19 protein-coding genes are annotated in these 19910 nt (G+C 65.4%); 16 read left to right on the forward strand and 3 right to left on the reverse strand.

The window, feature by feature from the left end:
* The first annotated feature begins 382 nt into the window (after window positions 1–382).
* The 5 genes from U5775_RS33925 (at window position 383) to U5775_RS33945 (ending at window position 5195) form a co-directional block, all read left to right on the forward strand.
* Window positions 383–613: a hypothetical protein gene (locus U5775_RS33925; protein ID WP_415913719.1), complete on the forward strand. Its 231-nt coding sequence runs from the start codon at window positions 383–385 to the stop codon at window positions 611–613.
* A complete protein-coding gene (locus U5775_RS33930) occupies window positions 594–1322 on the forward strand; it encodes a GntR family transcriptional regulator (RefSeq protein ID WP_322062501.1) in 729 nt (242 codons plus the stop codon). The genes U5775_RS33925 and U5775_RS33930 overlap by 20 nt, the downstream gene beginning before the upstream one ends.
* A 446-nt stretch (window positions 1323–1768) precedes the next feature.
* Complete coding sequence (gene frc / locus U5775_RS33935) at window positions 1769–3016, forward strand: formyl-CoA transferase (RefSeq protein ID WP_322062502.1); 1248 nt, start codon at window positions 1769–1771, stop codon at window positions 3014–3016.
* Window positions 3017–3184: 168 nt separating this feature from the next.
* Window positions 3185–4006, forward strand: a complete 822-nt coding sequence (locus U5775_RS33940; RefSeq protein WP_322062503.1) for a fumarylacetoacetate hydrolase family protein — start codon at window positions 3185–3187, stop codon at window positions 4004–4006.
* Window positions 4007–4181: 175 nt separating this feature from the next.
* Window positions 4182–5195 carry a hypothetical protein gene (locus tag U5775_RS33945; protein WP_322062504.1) on the forward strand — a complete coding sequence of 338 codons (1014 nt, stop codon included), beginning with the start codon at window positions 4182–4184 and terminating at the stop codon, window positions 5193–5195.
* A gap of 128 nt (window positions 5196–5323) precedes the next feature.
* Here the strand turns inward: U5775_RS33945 and U5775_RS33950 are convergent, their stop codons facing one another.
* Complete coding sequence (locus U5775_RS33950; RefSeq protein WP_322062505.1) at window positions 5324–6268, reverse strand: LysR family transcriptional regulator; 945 nt, start codon at window positions 6266–6268, stop codon at window positions 5324–5326.
* 358 nt (window positions 6269–6626) lie between these two features.
* Between U5775_RS33950 and oxlT the strand changes: the two genes are divergently transcribed.
* Window positions 6627–7955 carry an oxalate/formate MFS antiporter gene (gene oxlT / locus U5775_RS33955; RefSeq protein ID WP_322062506.1) on the forward strand — a complete coding sequence of 443 codons (1329 nt, stop codon included), beginning with the start codon at window positions 6627–6629 and terminating at the stop codon, window positions 7953–7955.
* Window positions 7956–7981: 26 nt separating this feature from the next.
* Window positions 7982–9016, forward strand: coding sequence for a LysR family transcriptional regulator (locus U5775_RS33960; protein WP_322062507.1), 1035 nt, complete (start codon window positions 7982–7984; stop codon window positions 9014–9016).
* A gap of 90 nt (window positions 9017–9106) precedes the next feature.
* Here U5775_RS33960 and U5775_RS33965 read toward each other — a convergent pair whose 3' ends face one another.
* Window positions 9107–10084 carry a 2-dehydropantoate 2-reductase gene (locus tag U5775_RS33965; protein ID WP_322062508.1) on the reverse strand — a complete coding sequence of 326 codons (978 nt, stop codon included), beginning with the start codon at window positions 10082–10084 and terminating at the stop codon, window positions 9107–9109.
* Window positions 10085–10297: 213 nt separating this feature from the next.
* Window positions 10298–10915, reverse strand: coding sequence for a LysE family translocator (locus tag U5775_RS33970; protein ID WP_322062509.1), 618 nt, complete (start codon window positions 10913–10915; stop codon window positions 10298–10300).
* A gap of 262 nt (window positions 10916–11177) precedes the next feature.
* On the opposite strand from U5775_RS33970, the gene U5775_RS33975 reads away from it, so the two are divergent.
* The 9 genes from U5775_RS33975 (at window position 11178) to U5775_RS34015 (ending at window position 19601) form a co-directional block, all read left to right on the forward strand.
* Complete coding sequence (locus U5775_RS33975; protein WP_322062510.1) at window positions 11178–12650, forward strand: DUF2252 domain-containing protein; 1473 nt, start codon at window positions 11178–11180, stop codon at window positions 12648–12650.
* Window positions 12651–12832: 182 nt separating this feature from the next.
* Window positions 12833–13717: a LysR family transcriptional regulator gene (locus tag U5775_RS33980; RefSeq protein WP_322062511.1), complete on the forward strand. Its 885-nt coding sequence runs from the start codon at window positions 12833–12835 to the stop codon at window positions 13715–13717.
* A 55-nt stretch (window positions 13718–13772) separates the two neighbouring features.
* The gene (locus tag U5775_RS33985; RefSeq protein ID WP_322062512.1) at window positions 13773–14600 is read left to right on the forward strand and encodes an SDR family oxidoreductase; all 828 of its coding nucleotides are present in this window, start codon (window positions 13773–13775) and stop codon (window positions 14598–14600) included.
* 100 nt (window positions 14601–14700) lie between these two features.
* On the forward strand, window positions 14701–14994 hold the full coding sequence (locus tag U5775_RS33990; protein WP_322062513.1) for an oxidoreductase-like domain-containing protein: 294 nt from the start codon (window positions 14701–14703) through the stop codon (window positions 14992–14994).
* 96 nt (window positions 14995–15090) lie between these two features.
* On the forward strand, window positions 15091–15957 hold the full coding sequence (locus tag U5775_RS33995) for an NAD-dependent protein deacetylase (protein ID WP_322062514.1): 867 nt from the start codon (window positions 15091–15093) through the stop codon (window positions 15955–15957).
* A 125-nt stretch (window positions 15958–16082) separates the two neighbouring features.
* Window positions 16083–16700: a pyridoxamine 5'-phosphate oxidase family protein gene (locus U5775_RS34000; RefSeq protein ID WP_322062515.1), complete on the forward strand. Its 618-nt coding sequence runs from the start codon at window positions 16083–16085 to the stop codon at window positions 16698–16700.
* Window positions 16701–16737: 37 nt separating this feature from the next.
* A complete protein-coding gene (locus tag U5775_RS34005; protein ID WP_322062516.1) occupies window positions 16738–17376 on the forward strand; it encodes a DUF938 domain-containing protein in 639 nt (212 codons plus the stop codon).
* Window positions 17377–17614: 238 nt separating this feature from the next.
* The gene (gndA, locus tag U5775_RS34010) at window positions 17615–19024 is read left to right on the forward strand and encodes an NADP-dependent phosphogluconate dehydrogenase (protein ID WP_322062517.1); all 1410 of its coding nucleotides are present in this window, start codon (window positions 17615–17617) and stop codon (window positions 19022–19024) included.
* Window positions 19025–19271: 247 nt separating this feature from the next.
* Complete coding sequence (locus U5775_RS34015; RefSeq protein WP_322062518.1) at window positions 19272–19601, forward strand: DUF4148 domain-containing protein; 330 nt, start codon at window positions 19272–19274, stop codon at window positions 19599–19601.
* Window positions 19602–19910: the final 309 nt, after the last annotated feature.

Below are 19910 nucleotides of genomic sequence, written 5' to 3' on the forward strand. Positions count from 1 at the left end.
GCCCGCGGTGTGCGCTGTCAACAAGATTTGCAGGACGAGTCGCGGCGACGGCGGGACACGTACGGTGGCGACCGCCTTACCGTCCCGGGTCGTTTACCTCTTGGCGGCCATCCCGTCCCTTGCCGCGCGCGCCTGTTTCCTCCAGGATTCTTTCCCATGCGGTACGATTTTGGCCGGCTTCAGGTTCCTGCAGCCGGGCGCGTAGTGCGAGATGCGTTCGCCCGCTGCCCCGGCTTTCGAATCCCGGCTCGAAGCCCATGTGTCGCAAGAATGCAACGATACGACCATCTGTATCTGATATATCACATACAGAATATTGATTTTTGTCGCGACGCAGCATATGATTGAGTCATTCGATGATTCAATTTTGCGGAGCTTCAAAATGGATTTGGTCTCTCTCGCACTCTTCGGTTTGGCAGTTGTCGGCTTGGGCGCCGCGGCTACGGTTATGATCGCCAGATGGCTGCCGCAGTCGGCCATCGAACAGGCGGCGGAACACGGCCGCTATGTCGGTCTCGGCGAGGCGCCCCGCGCGAAGCCGGCCATGCAGCGCCGCCCGCAAGTCGGCGTGCAGGTTGTTAAAGAGGCAATGAATGTCGTCAGAACACACTGAAGCAGTCGCCACCCGGGACGCCGCGCCGCTCAAGCTGGCGCTGCAGCCCATCAACGCCACCCTGAGCCTGCGAGATCAGGCTTATGCGATGTTGCGCCAGGCTATCGCCGACGCCGATATCTATCAGACACGCGAAGAAATCCGGCTGGACGAGCGCGTGCTGAGCGAAACGCTCGGCGTGAGCCGCACGCCGGTGCGCGAGGCCATGACGCTGCTGGAGCAGGAAGGCTTCCTGCGCATGGTGCCGCGCCGTGGCATCTATATCGTGCGTAAGAGCAAGCGCGAGATCGTCGAGATGATCCAGATGTGGGCCGCGCTCGAAAGCATGGCCGCGCGCCTCGCGACGATCCACGCAACGGACGAGGAAATCGCGAAGCTGCGCCACATGTTCGACGACTTTCGCGACAGCACGCCGGCCGAGCATATCGCCGAATATTCGGACGCCAATATCGCGTTTCATCAGGCGATCGTCGAGCTTTCGAAGTCGCAGCTGATCCTCGATACGATCAAGAACATCTTCGTGCACGTGCGTGCGATCCGTCGCATGACGATCTCGCAGAGCGACCGCGCCTCGCGCTCGATCGTCGATCACCTGCGCATTATCGAAGCGCTTGAAAAGCGCGATACCGAACTCGCCGAGCGGCTCGTGCGTCAGCATTCGCTCGATCTCGCCGCGTACGTCGAGAAGCATTGCGACTTCCTCGACTGAGCGCGGCAGGGCAGTCACGCTGTTGAGACAGGCGGGAACCTTTGGGTCTTCCGCCTTTTTCATTTCGGGCTCGATGATCTTTGAGCCTGGCAAAATCGGCGGCCGCGGCAATCGCGAGGCCCGGCGCAACTTTATGCGCATCAAGTCTGACGGCGGCATCCCGCACACCGAATCTGAAATATCTTCTCCTCGGCGACTCGGGGTTTTCCCTTCCCGCTGGTGCAGCAGAAACACATAAATTCCCTCAAAGCTATATCCGATAAGGCTTTCAGCCCGCTGGGCCCGCACTTGGACGCGGTAAATCCCCTCTTGCTTCATTGTGATATATCACATACTGTATTGAACAAGGACGCAGCAACGCAGTAACCCGCGGACGCCCCCGGCGCTCCCGCAGTCCACCGATTTTCGAAACTCGCCCGGCCACGACTAACCAAGGGAGACATGACATGGGCAAGGCACTGGATGGGGTGCGCATTCTCGATTTCACGCATGTGCAGTCGGGTCCGACCTGCACGCAGTTGCTTGCATGGTTTGGCGCCGACGTCATCAAGGTGGAGCGCGCCGGCGCCGGGGACATCACGCGCGAGCAGCTGCGTGACGTCCCCGACGCGGACAGCCTGTACTTCACGATGCTCAACGGCAACAAGCGCTCGCTCACGCTCGATACGAAGAATCCGCAGGGCAAGCGCGTGCTCGAGCGCATGATTCGCGACTGCGATGTGCTGGTCGAGAACTTCGCGCCCGGCGCGCTGGAACGCATGGGCTTTAGTTGGGAGCACATCCAGGCGCTCAATCCGCGCATGATCGTCGCTTCGGTGAAGGGCTTCGGCCCCGGGCCCTACGAGGACTGCAAGGTCTACGAGAACGTTGCGCAATGCGTGGGCGGCGCGGCCTCCACCACGGGCTTCGACGATGGTCCGCCGGTCGTCTCCGGTGCGCAGATCGGCGACAGCGGTACGGGCCTGCATCTCGCGCTCGGCATCGTCACGGCGCTGTATCAGCGCACCCACACGGGGCGCGGCCAGAAGGTGCTGGCCGCCATGCAGGACGGCGTGCTCAACCTGTGCCGCGTGAAGTTGCGCGACCAGCAGCGGCTCGATCGCACCGGCGTCATGAAGGAATATCCGCAATACCCGAACGACGGTTTCGGCGATGCCGTGCCGCGCGCGGGCAACGCGTCGGGCGGCGGCCAGCCGGGCTGGATTCTCAAGTGCAAGGGCTGGGAGACCGATCCCAACGCCTACATCTATTTCATCGCCCAGGCGCCCGTGTGGGATCGCATCTGCAAGCTGATCGGCCGCGAGGAATGGATCGACGATCCGCTCTACGCCACGCCCAATGCACGCTTGCCGCACCTCAAGGAGATCTTCGCCGAGATCGAGCACTGGACCATGCATCGCACCAAGTTCGAGGTGATGGCCGTGCTCAATCGCCAGCACATTCCATGCGGTCCGATTCTCTCGATGAAGGAGATTGCCGCCGACGAATCGCTGCGCGCGACCGGCACCATCGTCGAGGTCGATCATCCCGTGCGCGGCAAGTACCTCACGGTCGGCAATCCGATCAAGCTCTCGGACAGTCCCACCGAGGTCACGCGCTCGCCGCTGCTGGGCGAGCACACCGACGAAGTGCTCGCCGAATTCGGCTATAGCGCCATGGATATCCATTCGCTGCGTGCCTCGGGCGCGATCTGAACGGAGCCGCGGGTCGTCGCGCATGACTATGCAAAGTGCTATGCAAATCGGCCGGCGAAGTTCGATGCGGGCGCAACGAAGCGCCCGTGCCCATGAACGACTGAATCTTTGAACCGATGGACCGCGCGGCACAGGCGTGCCGCGCGCCACGCAACGATGGAGCGAAGCATGGACACATGGATGCGCCTGATGGCGAACGACGGCAGTATCGTGTTCGGCCGCGCGGAAAACGGCTATCTGCACGAATACGAAGGGCTCGATCAACCGGTGCCTACGGGCGCGGTGCTTTCGCTGCGCGCGCTCTCGCCGCTTGCGCCGTGCGCGCCGGGAAAAGTCGTCGCGCTCTGGAATAACTTCCACGCGCTCGCGTTAAAGCTCGAAAAGCCGGTGCCCGAGCATCCGCTCTTTCTGATCAAGCCGGCGGAGTCGGTGATCGGTTCGGGCGTGCCGATTCGGCGTCCTGCCCACTATGCGGGAAAAATCGTCTTCGAAGGGGAACTGGGCATCGTGATCGGCAAGCGTTGCCGCAACGCGAGTCTTGCCGAGGCCGAGGACGCGATCTTCGGCTACACGATCGTCAACGACGTGACTGCTGCGGGCCTGCTCGCCGAAAATCCGCACTTCCCGCAATGGTGCCGCGCCAAAGGTTTCGATACCTTCTGTTGTCTGGGGCCGGCCATCGTTTCGGGCTTCGACTGGCGCAGCGCGCGCGTGGTGACGCGGCTCGATGGCGTGGAGCGGCAGAACTATCCGCTCGACGACATGGTGTTCACGCCGGCGCAGCAAGTGAGCCTGATTTCGCAGGACCTCACGCTCGAGCCCGGTGACGTGATCGCGTGCGGGACGTCGCTCGGTGTGGGCTCGATTGGCGAGGGCGCGACGGTCGAGGTCACCATCGAAGGCATCGGCACGCTGGTGAATACGCTGGGCGTCGATACGCGGGGCGCGGAAGACGCGGGCAGCGAGCGCCAGTCGGCCACGGTTGCATAGCAGGAAAGCAGCAGGAAAACAGCAGGAAGACGGGGCGCGATGCACGGCATACGTACAGCGTGCATCGCGCCCCGAGACGATCGAAGGCGCAAATGCGAAATGCGCCGCGGCAGGCATTCGAAGCTCGAACTGATAGACGTGCGCGGCATGAACGCCGCGTGCGAGGGGAGGAGAGATGCCGGAGCAACTGGCTGGCGACGTGGCGTGGCTCGGTGGCGGCCTGCTGTTCGCGTGGCTCGTCTGTGCACTTGCACAAGTGTCGGCGCTCGCGCCTGCGTGGGCGCGCCTTGCGCCGGCGCGAGCGAAGCCGCGCTGCAAGCATGCGCGCGAGGTGACGCCACGAGCGCGCACCGCGCTCGCCATCTCGTTCGCACTGCTATTGACTGTGCCGCCGGGCTTGCTGGCGGTGCTCGTCGTCCATCTGCCGGAGGCGGCTGGCGCTGCGGAATGCGGCGCGCTCGCCGGCTTATGGCTGGGCACGCGGCACGATCTCGCGAAGCACGCGCGCGCGACGGCCGCTGCGGGTTGTATGGTGGGCGTGGCGTCCATCTGCGTCACTGTCACCAGTTTTCTGTTGCTGCCCGCACTGCCCGCATCCGGGCGTGCGGCGCTCTACGTGGCGGCGACGCTCGGCGCGGTGCTCACCGGAGCCGCTGCGAACGCGCTCTTATGCGGAGCACGCATGAACGAGCGTCGCCGCTTGCCGTTGCGGCAGAGCGATTGTGTGGTCCAGGCCATTGCGTTCGCGCTGTTCGCGATACTGGGCTATGGCTTTGCGGCGGTGCGCATCCTGGCGTCGGCCGAATTCGGGCTCTCGGTGCTCGTGGCCGCTTGCGTGCTTGCCGCCGCGCTCGGCGTGCGTCTCATGGGCGGCGCGCGCCGCCCTGCCGCGCCGCGTCCGGGCTCCGTCGTGCGCGCGTTGGCCGATACACAGGCCAACGCGCCTTCACTAATCGCCACAGCAAAACCGCCCGCGCAAACGCATTTCGCGGGCGTCCCGCGCGACTGGCTCTTCGCGCCGTGCGGCAGCCGCGCGCTCGAGCCGGCGGCCTTCGACGCATGGCTGGCGGATTGCGAGCCGCCCGGCGAAGCGCCGCGCGCATCGCATCATGTCTCGCAGGATCTGCCGCGCCGAAAACGCAATCGCAGCCGCCATGGCGCGCTCAGGCAGCGCCAGGGGCCGCATTGAGGTAACGACGCATTCAACGATTCGGGGAAGGACGCTGCATCGATTCGTACCCCTTCGCGTCGGCGTTTGCCGCCGAAGGGCGCGAATGATCCATCACGCCTGATGATTTTGCGTCGCTCCATTAAACCTTACTTATGGAACGAGGCCTGTGAGACACGTGTAATGTTTTCGATGAGCTGCTCGCCTTCTTCGAGCAGGAAGCGCTTGAACGCGAGCGCAACGGGCGGCAGGCGCTTGTTCTTGCGGTGCACGAGATACCAGTTGAGCATGACCGGAAAGCCTTCGACATCGAGCACGGTGAGGTGCCCGACCTGCAATTCGAGGCTGATCGTGTGCGCCGAGAGAAACGCGATGCCCATGCCCGCGATCACGGCCTGCTTGATGGTCTCGGTGCTCTGGATCTCCATGGCGATCTTCAGGTTCGTGATCTTGCCTGCGAACCCTTCCTCCATCGAATTCCACGTGTCCGAGCCGCGCTCGCGCACGATGAACGCTTCGTTCGCGAGCGTGCTGAGCTTGATACCGCGCTTGTGCGCAAGCGGGTGCGAGGGCGCCGCCACGATCACGTAGGGGTGGGGGGCGAAGGCTTCGTTGATGGCGTCGGTCGCGTGAGGCGGACGCACCATGACCGCGAGATCGGTCTGGTTGGTCGCGAGCTGCTGCAGCAATTGTTCGCGGTTGTGCACGGAGAGATTGAGCTGCACGCCCTTGTAGCGGCGCGTGAATTCGGCGAGCAGGCGCGGAAAGAAGTAGTCGCCGGCGCTGATCACGGCCACGTTGAGCTTGCCGCCGGAGACGCCCTTTAGCTGGCTCATGGCCTCGTCGACTTCATGGAACTGCTGAATGATCGCGCGGCTGTAGTGCAGCATCTCCGTGCCGGCTGGCGTGAGATAGATCTTCTTGCCGAGTTGTTCGAAGAGGGGGAGCCCGGCGTGATCTTCGAGCTGCCGGACCTGAGTGGAGACGGCCGGCTGCGTGAGATGAAGCTCCTCGGCAGCACGCGAAAAACTGAGGTGACGCGCCACGGTCTCGAAGACTTTTAGCTGGCGCAGCGTGGCGTTCCGCATGGTCATGGCCGATCCATAAAGGATACTGAATCAACATAATAACAAACTTTAATTATTCGTAATCGAGTAATCCCCCTAGCATGAGTTGAAAGGAGTCCGAATGCCATGCATTGGTGTGCGGGTTAACGCCAGGAAAGGCACCTTTCAGCGGGAAAACCCGTACTGGAAGGCTTTAAAAAGGCTCCTCAGGCACTTCAAGAATTGATCGGGTGAAAGGGGAATTACGAATTTCCATTCGAATTTTCATGTGCCGTTTCGAATAAGAATGAGCAGTAAAAGAGGGCGGACTCAATACCATAAGTCGATATCTATGCAAGCCGGCAAAGCGGCTGCAATCCGTGAATAGATAGTGGAGACAACCGAGATGAATTCAGTCAGTCAGAGGAGCGAGGGCGGTCCGTTCTGGACGAATCGCTGGGGTCAACTGGTGGTGGGCATGCTATGCATGGCGCTCGTTGCCAATCTGCAGTACGCGTGGACGCTGTTCGTCGCGCCCATGAACGCACGCCATCACTGGGGCGAAGCCTCCATCCAGCTGGCCTTCTCGATCTTCATCCTGACTGAAACCTGGCTCGTGCCGATCGAGGGCTGGCTCGTCGACAAGTTCGGCCCGCGCCCGGTCGTCATGGGCGGCGCCGTATGTGCGGGGCTCGCATGGGTGCTCTACTCGTATGCCACGACACTGCCGATGCTCTACGCGGGGTCGGTGCTCGCGGGCGTGGGTGCGGGCGGCGTGTATGGCACCTGCGTGGGCAACGCGCTCAAGTGGTTCCCGGACCGTCGCGGCCTTGCTGCGGGTCTCACGGCAGCGGGCTTTGGCGCGGGCGCCGCCGTCACTGTGATTCCGATTGCGAACATGATCACGCGCACGGGCTACGAGCATACGTTCTTTTTCTTCGGCATCCTCCAGGGCGTGGCGATTCTCCTGCTCGCGCTGCTGCTCGTGAAGCCTGTGCCGCGCGCCGCGATGGGGGCGGGCCGCCGTCTCGTCACGCGTATCGACTACACGCCGGGGCAGATGGTCAAGCAGCCGGTGTTCTGGGTCATCTATGTGGCGTTCGTCGCCGTTGCGGCGGGCGGTCTGATGGCGACCGCGCAGATCGGCCCGATCGCGAAGGACTGGGGCCTCGCGCGCCTGCCGATGACGGTGTTCGGCGCCACGCTGCCGCTGCTCACGCTCACGCTTTCGATCGACAACATTTGCAACGGCTTCACGCGGCCGCTGTGCGGCTTCATCTCCGACAAGATCGGCCGCGAGAACGCCATGTTCTTCATCTTCGTGGGTGAAGGCCTCGCGCTGCTCGGCATGATGCAGTACGGCACGAACCCCTATGCGTTCATCACGTTCGCCGCGCTCATCTTCCTCTTCTGGGGCGAGATCTTCTCGATCTTCCCCGCGATCTGCGCCGACACCTTCGGCAGCAAGTACGCGGCCGCCAACGCGGGCACGCTCTATACCGCGAAGGGCACGGCCGCGCTGCTCGTGCCGGTGGCCTCGGTGCTCTCGGCCACGGGCGGCTGGAGCGCCGTGTTCATCGCGGCGGCGGTCATCACGATCGCGGCGGGCGTGAGCGCCAAGTTCATCCTCGCGCCCATGCGCCACCGGCTGATCGAGCGCAGCGACGAGCATTCCACCACGCTCGCGGCGAATCCGGCCGGCCTGCAGCACTGGCCCAACCAGACGGGCGAATGAGCGGCGCTCGAGGGCGGACCCTGTCGATGAACGTTTCGCTCCAGCAACTCAAGGTGTTCGTCGCGGTGGCGCGCGAGCGCAGCTTCACGCGCGCCGCGCGCGAATTCGGGCTCACGCAGTCGGCGGTCAGCCGCTGTGTACGCGATCTCGAAGAGGCCATCGATCTGAAGCTCTTCGATCGCACAACGCGCCAGGTCGAGCTCACGCTCGCGGGCAGCGGCTTCGAGCGGCGCATCGGGCGCCTCCTTGACGAAATCGACATGGCGCTGAACGAAGGCCGCGACGCGCATCAGGAGCACAGCGGCGTCGTGGTCGTGGCGAGCAATCCGGCGCTTTCGTCAGGCTGGATTCCCGCCGCGTTCGCACGCTGTGCCGCGGCGTTTCCTTCGCTCGCGCTGCAATTGCGCGACTTACCGCAAGCGGCGGTCTTGCAGGCCGTCGAGCAGGGCGAAGCCGATTTCGGCGTGATCGCGGAAGCCATGCCGTTCGCGAGCGCCAACCTCGAAGTGCAGCCGCTTGCCGCCGCGCCCTTGTGCGCCGTGCTGCCCTCGCATCATCCGCTTGCACTGCAGGGCGCGCTGCGCTGGGACGAGCTCGCGCACGAGCCGCTCGTCACGCTCAATCGCGAGTCGGGCTGCCGTGGCGTGGTGATGCGCGCGCTCCAGGGGCTGCGGCCCGAAGGGCGTCCCGTGCAGGAGCTCGCGCACATCGAGGGCGTCGCGCGCATGGCGCAGTTGGGCATGGGCATCGGCATCCTGCCTATCAGCAGCGATGGCGCGCGCGCGACGCATGGCGATGCGGCGGGCGCGGCCTGTCATTGGCCCGTGCCGGCGGGGCCGCTCGTCGCGCGCATGCTGCATCCCGTCGTGATGGTGAGCACGATGCTCGTGCGGCGGCGCAATCGCTCGTTGCGTCCTTGCGTTCAGGCGGCGTGGTCCCAGTTCACCGCGGACGACCACAGCATCGTCAGGACTCCGATAGACGATGGTTCGGCGAACCACGACGCGCACGCCGCAGACCACTTCGAACGCGCTGCCGCCGCGCTCGCGCGCATCGGCTAAGCGTTTTTCACTCCAGAGTTCACTTCCAGCGGTAAACGCAAAACGGGCCGCGCTTTTGGCGCGGCCCGTTCAAACTCTTGCAGGATATTGTCAGGCGGCCAGTTGCGCCATACGTTCGCGCTGCTTCACGAGCGCGAGCACGGCGTCGATGGTGGGCGTAGCCTCGCCCACGAACTGCCCCATCTCCTGCACGACGGTCAGGAGCGGATCGATCTCCATCGGCCTGCGCTGCTCCAGATCGACGAGCATCGAGGTCTTGTGCGCGCCCACCGCGCCCGCGCCGTCGATGCGCCGCTCCACGTCCACGCGGAAATGCACGCCGAACTGCTCGGCAATGCGCTGTGCCTCAAGCATCATCGTGCGCGCGACGGCGCGCGTGGCCGGGTCCTGCGTGATGACGTCGAGCGTGCCGTGCGTGAGCGCGCTGATCGGATTGAAGCAGAGATTGCCCCAGAGCTTGAGCCAGATTTCGTCGCGGATGTTCTCGCGGATCGGCGCATCGAAGCCGGCTGCCGTCATTGCTTCGTGCAGCTGAACGATGCGCGGAGTGCGCTCGCCCGAGGGCTCGCCGATGGGGAACTTCTTGCCGTACACGTGGCGGATCACGCCCGGTTCGTCGATCTCGGCGGCGGGGTACAGAACGCAGCCGATCGCGCGCTCGGGCCCGAGACGCGTCCATTGCGAGCCGTCCGGGTCGATGCTTTCGAGCCGCGAGCCCTCGAACTTGCCGCCGTGGCGATAGAAGTACCAGTAGGGAATGCCGTTGGTGCCCGTCACGATGGCGGTGTGCTTGCCGATCAGCGGCTGCATCGAATCGATCACGCCCGCCACCGAATGCGCCTTGAGCGTGATGATGACCACGTCCTGCACGCCGAGCTCACGCGGATCGTTCGTACAACGGACTTTAGCGACATATTCCTCGCCGTCCATCAAGAGGCGCGCGCCGCGCTCGCGCATGGCGGCCAGATGCGGGCCGCGTGCGATGAAGCTCACGTCGGCGCCCGCGCGCGCGAGTTGCACGCCCATCATGCCGCCGATGGCGCCCGCTCCAAAGATGCAGATCTTCATATGGATTCCCCAATGACGTTGAAAACCGCGTGTCCGCGAGCGCCATGCGAGCGGCGGGCGTCAATCCGGCCACTCGCTGCACGCGCAGACGATGGTTCGAGCATAGGGGCTGCCGTCGATTAACGACAGTTAAAGTTTCTCGGCGCAATCATCAGGAATACGTTATGAACTGCGCGTTTTCCCGATGTCGTGCGAAACGGCGGAGAGCCTGGATCAGGCGCGGCGCACGAGCAGAAAGCTCACGCCGATGGCACCCAGAAACGCGCCGCACAGGCGGTTGAAGCGGCGGCGCACGTTCTCGCGCGTGAGCCAGCGGCCCAGATACATGCCCGCGAGCGAATAGAGCGCGATGGCCACGCATTCGAGCACGAGGAAGCTCGCGCCGAGCACGGCGAATTGCGGGAGCATCGGCTTGGCGACGTTGACGAATTGCGGCAGGAACGCGGTGAACACGAGAATCGCTTTCGGGTTGCCCGCCGCCACGAGGCATTCGCGCCGCGCGATGCGCGCGAGGGTTGCGTCGTGGTCGATCATGCCGATCGGCGCGGCGTCGCTGCGCCAGAGCTGCACGGCAAGCCACACGAGATAGGCCGCGCCCGCGAGCTTGATGGCGAAGAACACGGCCTCCGAGGCGCGCAGCACGAAGGCGAGGCCGGTGGCCGCGAGCGCGATCATTGCCGCGAAGGCGAGCAGCCGGCCCGTGCCGCCGAGCAGCGCGCGCAGGAAGCCGTGGCGCGCGGCCACGTTGATCGACAGCAGGTTGTTCGGACCCGGCGCCATATTCAGCGCGAAGCAGGCGGGCAGGAAAAAGAGCCAGGCGGTAAGGGACATGAGCGAAGCTTGACGCAATGGGCCAGCAAGGTGTGCCGATGGTGCTGAGAGTGCTGATGCGGCCGGCGGCGCACCGGGCGATTCTAGCGCGAAGAATCGCTGCCGGCTGCCCGCTTACGAACGCTCGCCGCAAACGCGTGAGTCCGCTTGCACAAAAAAGGGCCGCACGCTTAAATAGGACGGACGCGTCCTGGCTTACTGACAGGCCGATGCGGAGTGCATCACGGGCATCCACGAACATCCTCGGGAAAGGGAGTCGTTCATGAATGGAAAGACCGTTGCTGAACGCGAGGCGGCCGGCCGCGCCGCGCGCGAGCACGCGAAACGTTCGAGCCACAGGCAGGTGGGCGAGCTGCACCGCGATCCGGTCGCGCTGCTCGAAAAGAGCAGCGAGGGGCGCGTGCCCAGCCTCGTGCCGCTGCGCTACGGGCGCATGATCGTCTCGCCGTTCACGTTCTTTCGCGGCAGCGCGATCCTGCAGGCGCACGATCTCGCCCGGGTGCCGAACACGGGCATGGTCATGCAGATCTGCGGCGACGGCCATCTGCTCAATTTCGGCGGCTTCGCCACACCCGAGCGCCAGCTCGTGTTCGATCTCAACGACTTCGACGAAGTGGCGCCGGGCCCCTGGGAGTGGGACCTCAAGCGGCTCGTCGCGAGCCTCGTGGTGGCCGCGCGCCACATGCGCTATTCGCGCGGCGTGGCCGAAGAACTCGTGATGGCGGCCGTGACCACCTATCGCGACCGCATGCGCGAGTACGCGGATTTCGGCGCGCTGGAGCTCTGGTACGACAAGATCACGTTCGACCGCATGGTGGAGACCGCGCTCACGCCCGAGGGCCGCCGCCTCATTCGCCGCGGCATGGAAAAGGCCGCGGGCCGTACGCACGAAAGCATGCTGGAAAAGCTCGCTTATCGCAGCGATCGTGACGGGCGCGAAGTGCATGACGGGCGGGACAACCGGGACAATCGCGACGGTCAGGCCGGCACATACTGGACGATCCGCGACGCCCCGCCCGTGCTCTTTCACGTTCACGGCCCGAACTCGCTTTACGAGTCCGAGGACAACTGGCTGACGCAAGGCGACTGGCGCACGCTGATCAAGCCGACCTACGAGGCTTACCTGAAGACGCTGGTCCCCGATCGCCGCGAATTGCTCGAGCACTTCGAGATCCAGGATCTCGTCTTCAAGGTGGTGGGCGTGGGCAGCGTGGGCACGCGCTGCCTCGTGCTGCTGCTCGTCGACCATCATGGCAAGCCGCTCTTCCTCCAGGTGAAGGAGGCGCGCCAATCGGTCATTTCCCAGTATTTCAAGGCGCCCGCGTTCAAGCACGAGGGCGCGCGTGTGGTGCAGGGGCAGCGCCTGCTGCAGGCGGCGAGCGATCTCTTCCTCGGCTGGTCCACCGGGCCCTCGGGGCGTCACTTCTACTTCCGCCAGTTGCGCGACATGAAGCTCTCGGTCGACATCGACATGCTCGACAGCACGTTGCTCACGGGCTATGCGCGCCTGTGCGGCTGGGCGATGGCGCGCGCGCATGCGAAGTCGGGCAACGCGGCCATCGAGATCGCCTCGTATATCGGGCGCGGCGACCAGTTCGCCGAAGCGCTCGTGGGCTATGCGGCCAGCTACGCGGACCAGGTGGAGCGCGATTACGAAGCGTTCATCAAGGCCGCGCGCAGTGGCGCGATCGTGGCGCGCAGCGACGAGGACATGGCCGCCGACTTCCGCATCTGATTGTTGCGCTTGCTTCGGCGATTGCGGTCGTATCGGCATCGGCATTGAGGCGTGCGTTGCGGGGCGCGCTTCGCCGCCCGCGCGTTCAGGCATGCGGCGCGCGCGGCTGCCACTCGCGCGAACGCGCTATCCTTGCGCTTTTGCTCCGCCGCACGCGCGCCGCGCCGTGCGGTTCGCGTCTCATGCGTCTACGTCACATCGAAGTCTTCCACGCGATCATGCGCACGGGCTCGCTCTCGAAGGCCGCCGAGCTCCTGTGCGTCTCGCAGCCCGCCGTGAGCAAGGTGCTCGCGCATGCCGAGCGCAGCGCGGGCCTGAAGCTGTTCGCACGCGCGCACGGCCGCCTGCAGCCCACGCGCGAAGCCGAATTGCTGTTCGCCGAAACGCAGAAGCTCCAGTCGAGCCTTGACAGCATTCGCGACCTCGCGCGCAATCTCGCGCTGCATCCGCAAGGACTGCTGCGCATCGGCTGCCTGCCGAGCCTCGGGCTGAGCCTCATTCCGCAGGCGCTCCAGGCGTTTCGCGCGAGCTATCCCGCCGTGTCGCTCAAGGTCCAGACGCGTCATACCGCCGAGCTGCTCAACGCCTTGCTCACGCGCGAGCTGGACGTGGGCGTCGCGCTCAATCCGCCCGCGCGGCCCGGCATCGAAGCGCTCGAACTCGGCCGCACGGCCGTGGTATGCGTGGCGCCGCCCGACGATCCCACGCCGCCCGGCGTGCCGCTCGCGCTGCAGGAATTCGTCGACGGCGACTGGATCAGCATCGGCAACGTCGATCCGCTTGGCGAGACCATCGGCCATCTGCTCGAGACTCAGGGCGTGGACGGGCGGCTCGCCGCCGTCGAGGCGCAGACCTGGTATGTGGCGCGCTCGCTGGCGGCGCGCGGCATCGGCCGCGTGCTGCTCGACGAGATCACGGCGAAGAGCGCGGGCGAGCCGGTCGCGATCCGCCGCGTGGAGCCGGAATTCAGCGTGGGCGTGTTCGCGGTGTGGCGCGACGGCGGCATGGATTCGCAGGCGGGCAACGCGTTCGTGGACGTGTTGCGCGGGATGCTCGCGGCGCGTTGAGCGGGCTTTACCGCTCAGTGCAGCGGCAACGATTGAAACGATAGAGGCAAGGACCATGACTGAAGCGAATCGAAACGAAGGCGCGGCGACGGGTGCAGCAACGGATGCCGTGACGGATCCGGCCGCGCGTCCCGCGCGCAAAGTGGCGCTCGTTACCGGCGCGGGTAGCGGCATCGGGCGCGCCTGCGCGCGCAAGCTGCTCGCGAACGGCTATGCCGTCGTGCTCACGGGCCGCCGCGCCGAGCCGCTCGAAACGCTGGCGGCCGAGGCGTGCGCGGCCGGTCAGGAGGCGCTGGCCGTGCCGTGCGACGTGACCGATGCTGCCGCCGTGGAGGCGCTCTTCGAGCGCGTGCGCACGCACTATGGGCGTCTGGACCTGCTGTTCAACAACGCGGGGCGCAACGCGAAGGCGGTCGACATCGACGAGCTTTCCGTCGACGACTGGCGCGCCGTGGTCGAGACCAACCTCACCGGCGTGTTCCTGTGCACGCGCGCGGCGTTCGCGCTGATGAAGCGCCAGAGCCCGCGCGGCGGCCGCATCATCAACAACGGCTCGATCTCGGCGCACGCGCCGAGGCCGTTCAGCATCGCGTACACGGCCACCAAGCACGCCATCACGGGCCTCACGAAGTCGGTGTCGCTCGACGGGCGGCGCTACGACATCGCGTGCGGTCAGATCGACATCGGCAACGCGGCCACCGAGATGGCCGAGCGCATGGCGCACGGCGTGCCGCAGGCGAACGGCGAGATGGCCGTGGAGCCGCTGATGGACGTCGAGCTCGTCGCCGATGCGGTGCTGCACATGGCGCAATTGCCGCTCGCCGCGAACGTGCAGTTCATGACGATCATGGCGACCAAGATGCCGTTCGTGGGGCGCGGCTGACCCGGGCCTGGTCTCCGCTTGCTCCGGCGCGAGGCGCCGCACGCACGTTCGCATGCTCCCGTATACTGGGCGTGCCGAACCGCCACGCCGTGCGCGCCCCATGCCTTTGCCCCCGCATTCCGAGGACGATCCGCGTCCCTTGCCGCCCGAGCGGCCCAGTAACGACGACTGCTGCCAGAGCGGCTGCAGTCCCTGCATCTTCGATCTCTACGACGAAGAGGTGGGCCGCTGGCGCGCCGCACTGGCGGCGTGGGAGGCGCGCGAAGCCGCGCGTCTGGCCGCGGCGAGCGCACCCGCAAAAGTGAAGACGAAGGCGCACGGATCGGCTGGTTCCGCGAAGGCGAAAGCGCACGGTGGAGCTTCCTCGAAGCGTGCGCCTGAATCGCCCGGATAGCGCGCAATATCGTGCGCTGTCGTGCGATATCGTGGATATCGCCGGCACCGACGAACCCCATCATCGTCATCTACCCCGGATTCCCACCAGACCGTCATGTCCGATCCCGTTTTGCCCCTCGCGGCCAGCCCGCCCGATTCCGCCGCACTCGACGCGCTGCACGCATTCGCCGAACGGCATCCACGCCTGTTCGTGCTGACCGGCGCAGGCATCAGCACGGACTCGGGCATTCCCGGCTACCGCGACGAAAACGGCGCCTGGAAGCGTTCGCCGCCCATCACGCTGCAGGAATTCCTCGGATCCGAAAGCGCGCGGCGGCGCTACTGGGCGCGCAGCATGATCGGCTGGCCGACGGTCGGCCTCGCGCAGCCCAACGGCGCGCATCGCGCGCTCGCGCAGCTCGGCGCCGCGCAGCGCGTGGGCGCGCTCGTCACGCAAAACGTGGACGGTCTGCATCAGCGTGCCGGCAGCCCCGATGTCATCGAGCTGCACGGCAGCATCGGCCACGTGCACTGCCTCGACTGCGGCGCGCAATACACCCGCGCGTCGCTGCAGCCGCGTCTCGAAGCGGGCAATCCTGCACTCGCGGGCGCGAACGCCGAGCCTGCCGCCGACGGCGACGCGCACCTCGACTTCGACGGCGAGCAGGCCTTCGAGATTCCAGCCTGCGAGGCGTGCGGCGGCACGCTCAAGCCGTCGGTGGTGTTCTTCGGCGAGAACGTGCCGCGCGAGCGCGTGGCCGCGGCCTCGGCGGCGCTCGACGAAGCGGATGCGGTGCTGGTAGTCGGCTCGTCGCTGATGGTGTACTCGGGCTATCGCTTCTGCGCCTGGGCGCAGCAGCGCGGCAAGCCTGTGGCGGCGATCAATCTCGGCAAGACGCGCGCCGATCCGCTGCTCGCGCTCAAAGTAGCGGCGCCATGTGCGGCCACGCTCGAAGCACTGGCCACGCGCCTTTCGGCATGATGCTGCGCAGGTGCCACGATTTCGGGCAACCCTTTCGGGCAACCCACTTGGTCATCGAGAACAACGCAATAACGAAGCAGTAACGCAACGACAACTACGCAATAACGTAGCCACAAGGAAAGCTGATGCCGAACACGACCGCCGAGCTCGAAGCGCACTACGGCGTGCCGAACGAGCGCTCGCTGCGCAAGGAAATCGATCACGTGAACGCGGACTACCGCCGCTTCATCGAGCTTTCGCCGTTCGTGGTGCTCGCGACGGGCGGCCCCGAAGGGCTCGATTGCTCGCCGCGCGGCGACGCGCCGGGCTTCGTGCGCATCCTCGACTCGCGCACGCTCGCGTTGCCCGACCGCCCCGGCAACAACCGCGTCGACAGCCTGCACAACGTGGTGGCCGCGCCGCAGATCGGCCTGTTGTTCATGGTGCCCGGCGTCGGCGAGACACTGCGCGTGAACGGCCGCGCGCGCGTGAGCGTCGATCCCGAACTGCTCGCGAGCTTTGCCGTCGACGGCAAGCCGCCGCGCTCGGTGCTGCTGGTCGAGGTGCAAAGCGTGTACTTCCATTGCTCGAAGGCGATCGTGCGCTCGAACCTCTGGGACCCGGCGCGCCACGTCGAGCGCTCGCAGTTGCCGAGCGCGGGCGAGATGCTGCGGCGCGTGAGCGCGGAGCAATACGGCGAGGCGTTCGACGTCCAAGGTTACGAAGCCGGTCTTGCCGAGCGCATAAAGACGAGCCTGTACTGACCGGCCGCTGCCATCCCCCATCTTCACCGACGACACGATGAACGAACCCCAGGATCAGGACATTCACCGCCTCACGGCGCCCGCGGCCGCGCGCAATGCGGCGCCGATTCTCGAAGTGCTGCGTGGCGCGCTGCCCGCGCGCGGCACGGTGCTGGAGATCGCGAGCGGCACCGGCCAGCATGCCGCGCATTTCGCGGCGGCGCTGCCCGGCATCGAATGGCAGCCGAGCGACGCCGACCCGCGCGCCCGCGCCTCCATTGCCGCGTGGCGTGCGCACACGGGTCTCGCGAACCTGCGCGAGCCGCTCGATCTCGACGTGCGCCGCGAGCCCTGGCCCGTGGATGCCGTGGACGCCATCGTCTGCATCAACATGATTCACATCGCGCCCTGGGAGGCCGCTGTTGCGTTGATGAAAGGCGCGGGCGCGCGCATTGCGGCAGGCAACGCACTGGTGCTCTACGGGCCGTACCGGCGCGGCGGCGCGCACACGGCGCCGTCGAACGAAGCCTTCGACGCCGATTTGCGCGCGCGCGACCCGTCGTGGGGCGTGCGCGATCTGGAGGCGGTCGAGGCGCTCGCGCAAGCCGAAGGCCTCGTCTGCGAGGCGGTCGTGCCGATGCCGGCCAACAATTTCAGCGTGGTGTTTCGCAAGCAGCCGGCGGCGGCCGGCGAATAAACGGGAGCAGGCAGGGGGAGGCAAAAGCGGGAGACGAAGTCGGAAGACACCAGTGCGCAATAACGCGCAGGGAGACGAACACGCGGGCGAGCGCCGGTTGCCGCCGTAGCCCGCCAGGCCGTGCGCGCAGAATGTACGCTGCGGCACGCCGCGTGGAGGTTTCCCTTATCCTTGCACGATCGATGCCGCGCGCGAAACCGCTCGGCGTCGCCCCAATCGATTGAAGTGGAGATTCAACATGAGCAAACAGGCAATCGGCGTGGTGGGTCTCGCCGTGATGGGGCGCAATCTCGCGCTCAACATCGAGAGCCGCGGCCATGCGGTGTCGGTGTTCAACCGCAGCCGCGAGAAAACCGATGAGCTGATCGCTGAGTTCCCCGAACGCAAGCTCGTGCCGACGTACACGCTCGAAGAGTTCGTCGCGTCGCTCGAGAAGCCGCGCCGCATCCTGATGATGGTCAAGGCGGGCGAGCCCACCGACGCCACCATCGCGGCGCTCAAGCCGCTGCTGGACCAGGGCGACATCCTGATCGACGGGGGCAACACGCATTTTACCGACACCATCCGCCGCAATCAGGAGCTCGCGAAGGCGGGCCTGCACTTCATCGGCACGGGTGTCTCGGGCGGCGAGGAAGGTGCGCTCAAGGGCCCCTCGATCATGCCGGGCGGCCCGCGCGATGCTTACGATCTGGTTGCGCCGATCCTCACCGAGATCGCCGCGAAGGCGCCCGATGGCGAGCCGTGCGTCGCGTACATGGGTCCGGACGGCGCGGGCCACTACGTGAAGATGGTCCACAACGGCATCGAATACGGCGACATGCAGCTGATCGCCGAAAGCTACGCGGTGCTCAAGCAGGTGCTCGGGCTCTCGAACGACGAGCTGGGCCAGGTCTACACCGAATGGAACCAGGGCGAGCTCGACAGCTACCTGATCGAAATCACCTCGAAGATCTTCCGCAAGAAGGACGAGGAGACGGGCAAGTATCTCGTCGACGTGATTCTCGACCGCGCCGCGCAAAAGGGCACCGGCAAATGGACGAGCCAGAACGCGCTCGACCTGGGCGCGCCGCTGCCGCTCATCACCGAAGCGGTGTTCGCGCGCGTGCTCTCGTCGCTCAAGACGCAGCGCGTGGCGGCCAGCAAGGTGCTCGCGGGCCCCGACGCCAAGCCGTTCGCGGGCGATCGCAAGGCGTTCATCGAAGCGGTGCGCCGCGCGCTGTACTTCTCGAAGGTGATCTCGTACGCGCAGGGCTTCGCGCAACTGCGTGCGGCCTCGGACGAGTACAAATGGGATCTGCAATACGGGACGATCGCCAAGATCTTCCGCGCGGGCTGCATCATCCGCGCGCGCTTCCTGCAGAAGATCACCGATGCCTATGCGAAGAACCCGCAGATCGACAACCTGCTGCTCGATCCCTACTTCCGCGACATCGCCGCGAACTATCAGGCGGCCTTGCGCGAAGTGGTGGTCCAGGCCGTGAACGCGGGCGTGCCGGTGCCGGCGTTCTCGTCGGCGATCGCGTACTTCGACGGCTATCGCTCGGAGCGCGTGCCCGCGAATCTCGTACAGGCCCAGCGCGACTTCTTCGGCGCACATACCTTCGAGCGCATCGACAAGCCGGGCAGCTTCCACGCCGAGTGGGCGTAAGAAGGTAGCCAGCGCCTAAAGAGGGACGTACGAAGTTAGTGCTTACTGCGGCGCTCGACCGCATTGTAGTTGCAGATCGAGACCGAATCTCAAGGGGAACCGCTGCGTTCCCCTTTTTTATTACCAGAACTGCAACGATATATTGCGTAATCAGGGTTTTCCCTGGTCGGGGTAAACGCCTAGACTTTCATCAAGCGCTAACGAACACCGAGTTCGAAGCGAATACAAAACAGATGGAGGTTGAATCATGAAGAAGCTTTTCCCCGCAGTTATCGTGGCCGCAGCCCTTGCTATTCCGGCTGTTTCGTTCGCCCAGTCGAGCGAGCAAGGTTTGACCCGCGCTCAAGTACGCGCCGAGCTTGTCCAGCTTGAGCAGGCGGGCTACAAGCCGGCGGGCGATCAGGTGAATTACCCGCAGAACATCCAGGCCGCACAGGCCCGCGTGACCCAGGAAAAGCTGGCGAGCGGCGATACGAGCGGTTATGGCGCACCGGCTGTCGGTACGTCGCAGTCGGGCGCTCCGGTGGTGCAGCCGCAGCATGTGGCTCCGTCGCAATCGGTTTATTTCGGCCACTAAGTTGTGCAGTAGCCGCGGGTTGATGCGAAGTCGCGTTGAGGGACTTCGCGGTTGAGGCGGCTGGTGGTTGTTGTGGTTGTTGCTTCACGTAATAGGCTTTAGCAGAAGTCGCAGCAAGCAGTTGAAGGTGCAGTTAGCAAAGAGGTGTAGTTGGAGCAAGCAGTTCGCGGTAGATGTAGCAGTGGAAGTTACTTTACGCAGTAGGCAGTAGTAGTGCGCAGTCAGTAGTAGAAGGTGCAGTCAAGCAAAGAGGTGTAGTTGGCAGTTTGCAGTAGATGTCGTAGTAGAAGTGGTTTTATGCAGTCCGCA

Source organism: Paraburkholderia sp. J63, assembly GCF_905220245.1.
GTDB lineage: Bacteria > Pseudomonadota > Gammaproteobacteria > Burkholderiales > Burkholderiaceae > Paraburkholderia.

Excerpts from the sequence above, each read along its gene's own strand:
- U5775_RS33925 (WP_415913719.1), top strand. The coding sequence starts at position 383 with ATGGATTTGGTCTCTCTCGCACTCTTCGGTTTGGCAGTTGTCGGCTTG.
- U5775_RS33930 (WP_322062501.1), top strand. The coding sequence starts at position 594 with ATGTCGTCAGAACACACTGAAGCAGTCGCCACCCGGGACGCCGCGCCG.
- frc (WP_322062502.1), top strand. The coding sequence starts at position 1,769 with ATGGGCAAGGCACTGGATGGGGTGCGCATTCTCGATTTCACGCATGTG.
- U5775_RS33940 (WP_322062503.1), top strand. The coding sequence starts at position 3,185 with ATGGACACATGGATGCGCCTGATGGCGAACGACGGCAGTATCGTGTTC.
- U5775_RS33945 (WP_322062504.1), top strand. The coding sequence starts at position 4,182 with ATGCCGGAGCAACTGGCTGGCGACGTGGCGTGGCTCGGTGGCGGCCTG.
- U5775_RS33950 (WP_322062505.1), bottom strand. The coding sequence starts at position 6,268 with ATGACCATGCGGAACGCCACGCTGCGCCAGCTAAAAGTCTTCGAGACC.
- oxlT (WP_322062506.1), top strand. The coding sequence starts at position 6,627 with ATGAATTCAGTCAGTCAGAGGAGCGAGGGCGGTCCGTTCTGGACGAAT.
- U5775_RS33960 (WP_322062507.1), top strand. The coding sequence starts at position 7,982 with ATGAACGTTTCGCTCCAGCAACTCAAGGTGTTCGTCGCGGTGGCGCGC.
- U5775_RS33965 (WP_322062508.1), bottom strand. The coding sequence starts at position 10,084 with ATGAAGATCTGCATCTTTGGAGCGGGCGCCATCGGCGGCATGATGGGC.
- U5775_RS33970 (WP_322062509.1), bottom strand. The coding sequence starts at position 10,915 with ATGTCCCTTACCGCCTGGCTCTTTTTCCTGCCCGCCTGCTTCGCGCTG.
- U5775_RS33975 (WP_322062510.1), top strand. The coding sequence starts at position 11,178 with ATGAATGGAAAGACCGTTGCTGAACGCGAGGCGGCCGGCCGCGCCGCG.
- U5775_RS33980 (WP_322062511.1), top strand. The coding sequence starts at position 12,833 with ATGCGTCTACGTCACATCGAAGTCTTCCACGCGATCATGCGCACGGGC.
- U5775_RS33985 (WP_322062512.1), top strand. The coding sequence starts at position 13,773 with ATGACTGAAGCGAATCGAAACGAAGGCGCGGCGACGGGTGCAGCAACG.
- U5775_RS33990 (WP_322062513.1), top strand. The coding sequence starts at position 14,701 with ATGCCTTTGCCCCCGCATTCCGAGGACGATCCGCGTCCCTTGCCGCCC.
- U5775_RS33995 (WP_322062514.1), top strand. The coding sequence starts at position 15,091 with ATGTCCGATCCCGTTTTGCCCCTCGCGGCCAGCCCGCCCGATTCCGCC.
- U5775_RS34000 (WP_322062515.1), top strand. The coding sequence starts at position 16,083 with ATGCCGAACACGACCGCCGAGCTCGAAGCGCACTACGGCGTGCCGAAC.
- U5775_RS34005 (WP_322062516.1), top strand. The coding sequence starts at position 16,738 with ATGAACGAACCCCAGGATCAGGACATTCACCGCCTCACGGCGCCCGCG.
- gndA (WP_322062517.1), top strand. The coding sequence starts at position 17,615 with ATGAGCAAACAGGCAATCGGCGTGGTGGGTCTCGCCGTGATGGGGCGC.
- U5775_RS34015 (WP_322062518.1), top strand. The coding sequence starts at position 19,272 with ATGAAGAAGCTTTTCCCCGCAGTTATCGTGGCCGCAGCCCTTGCTATT.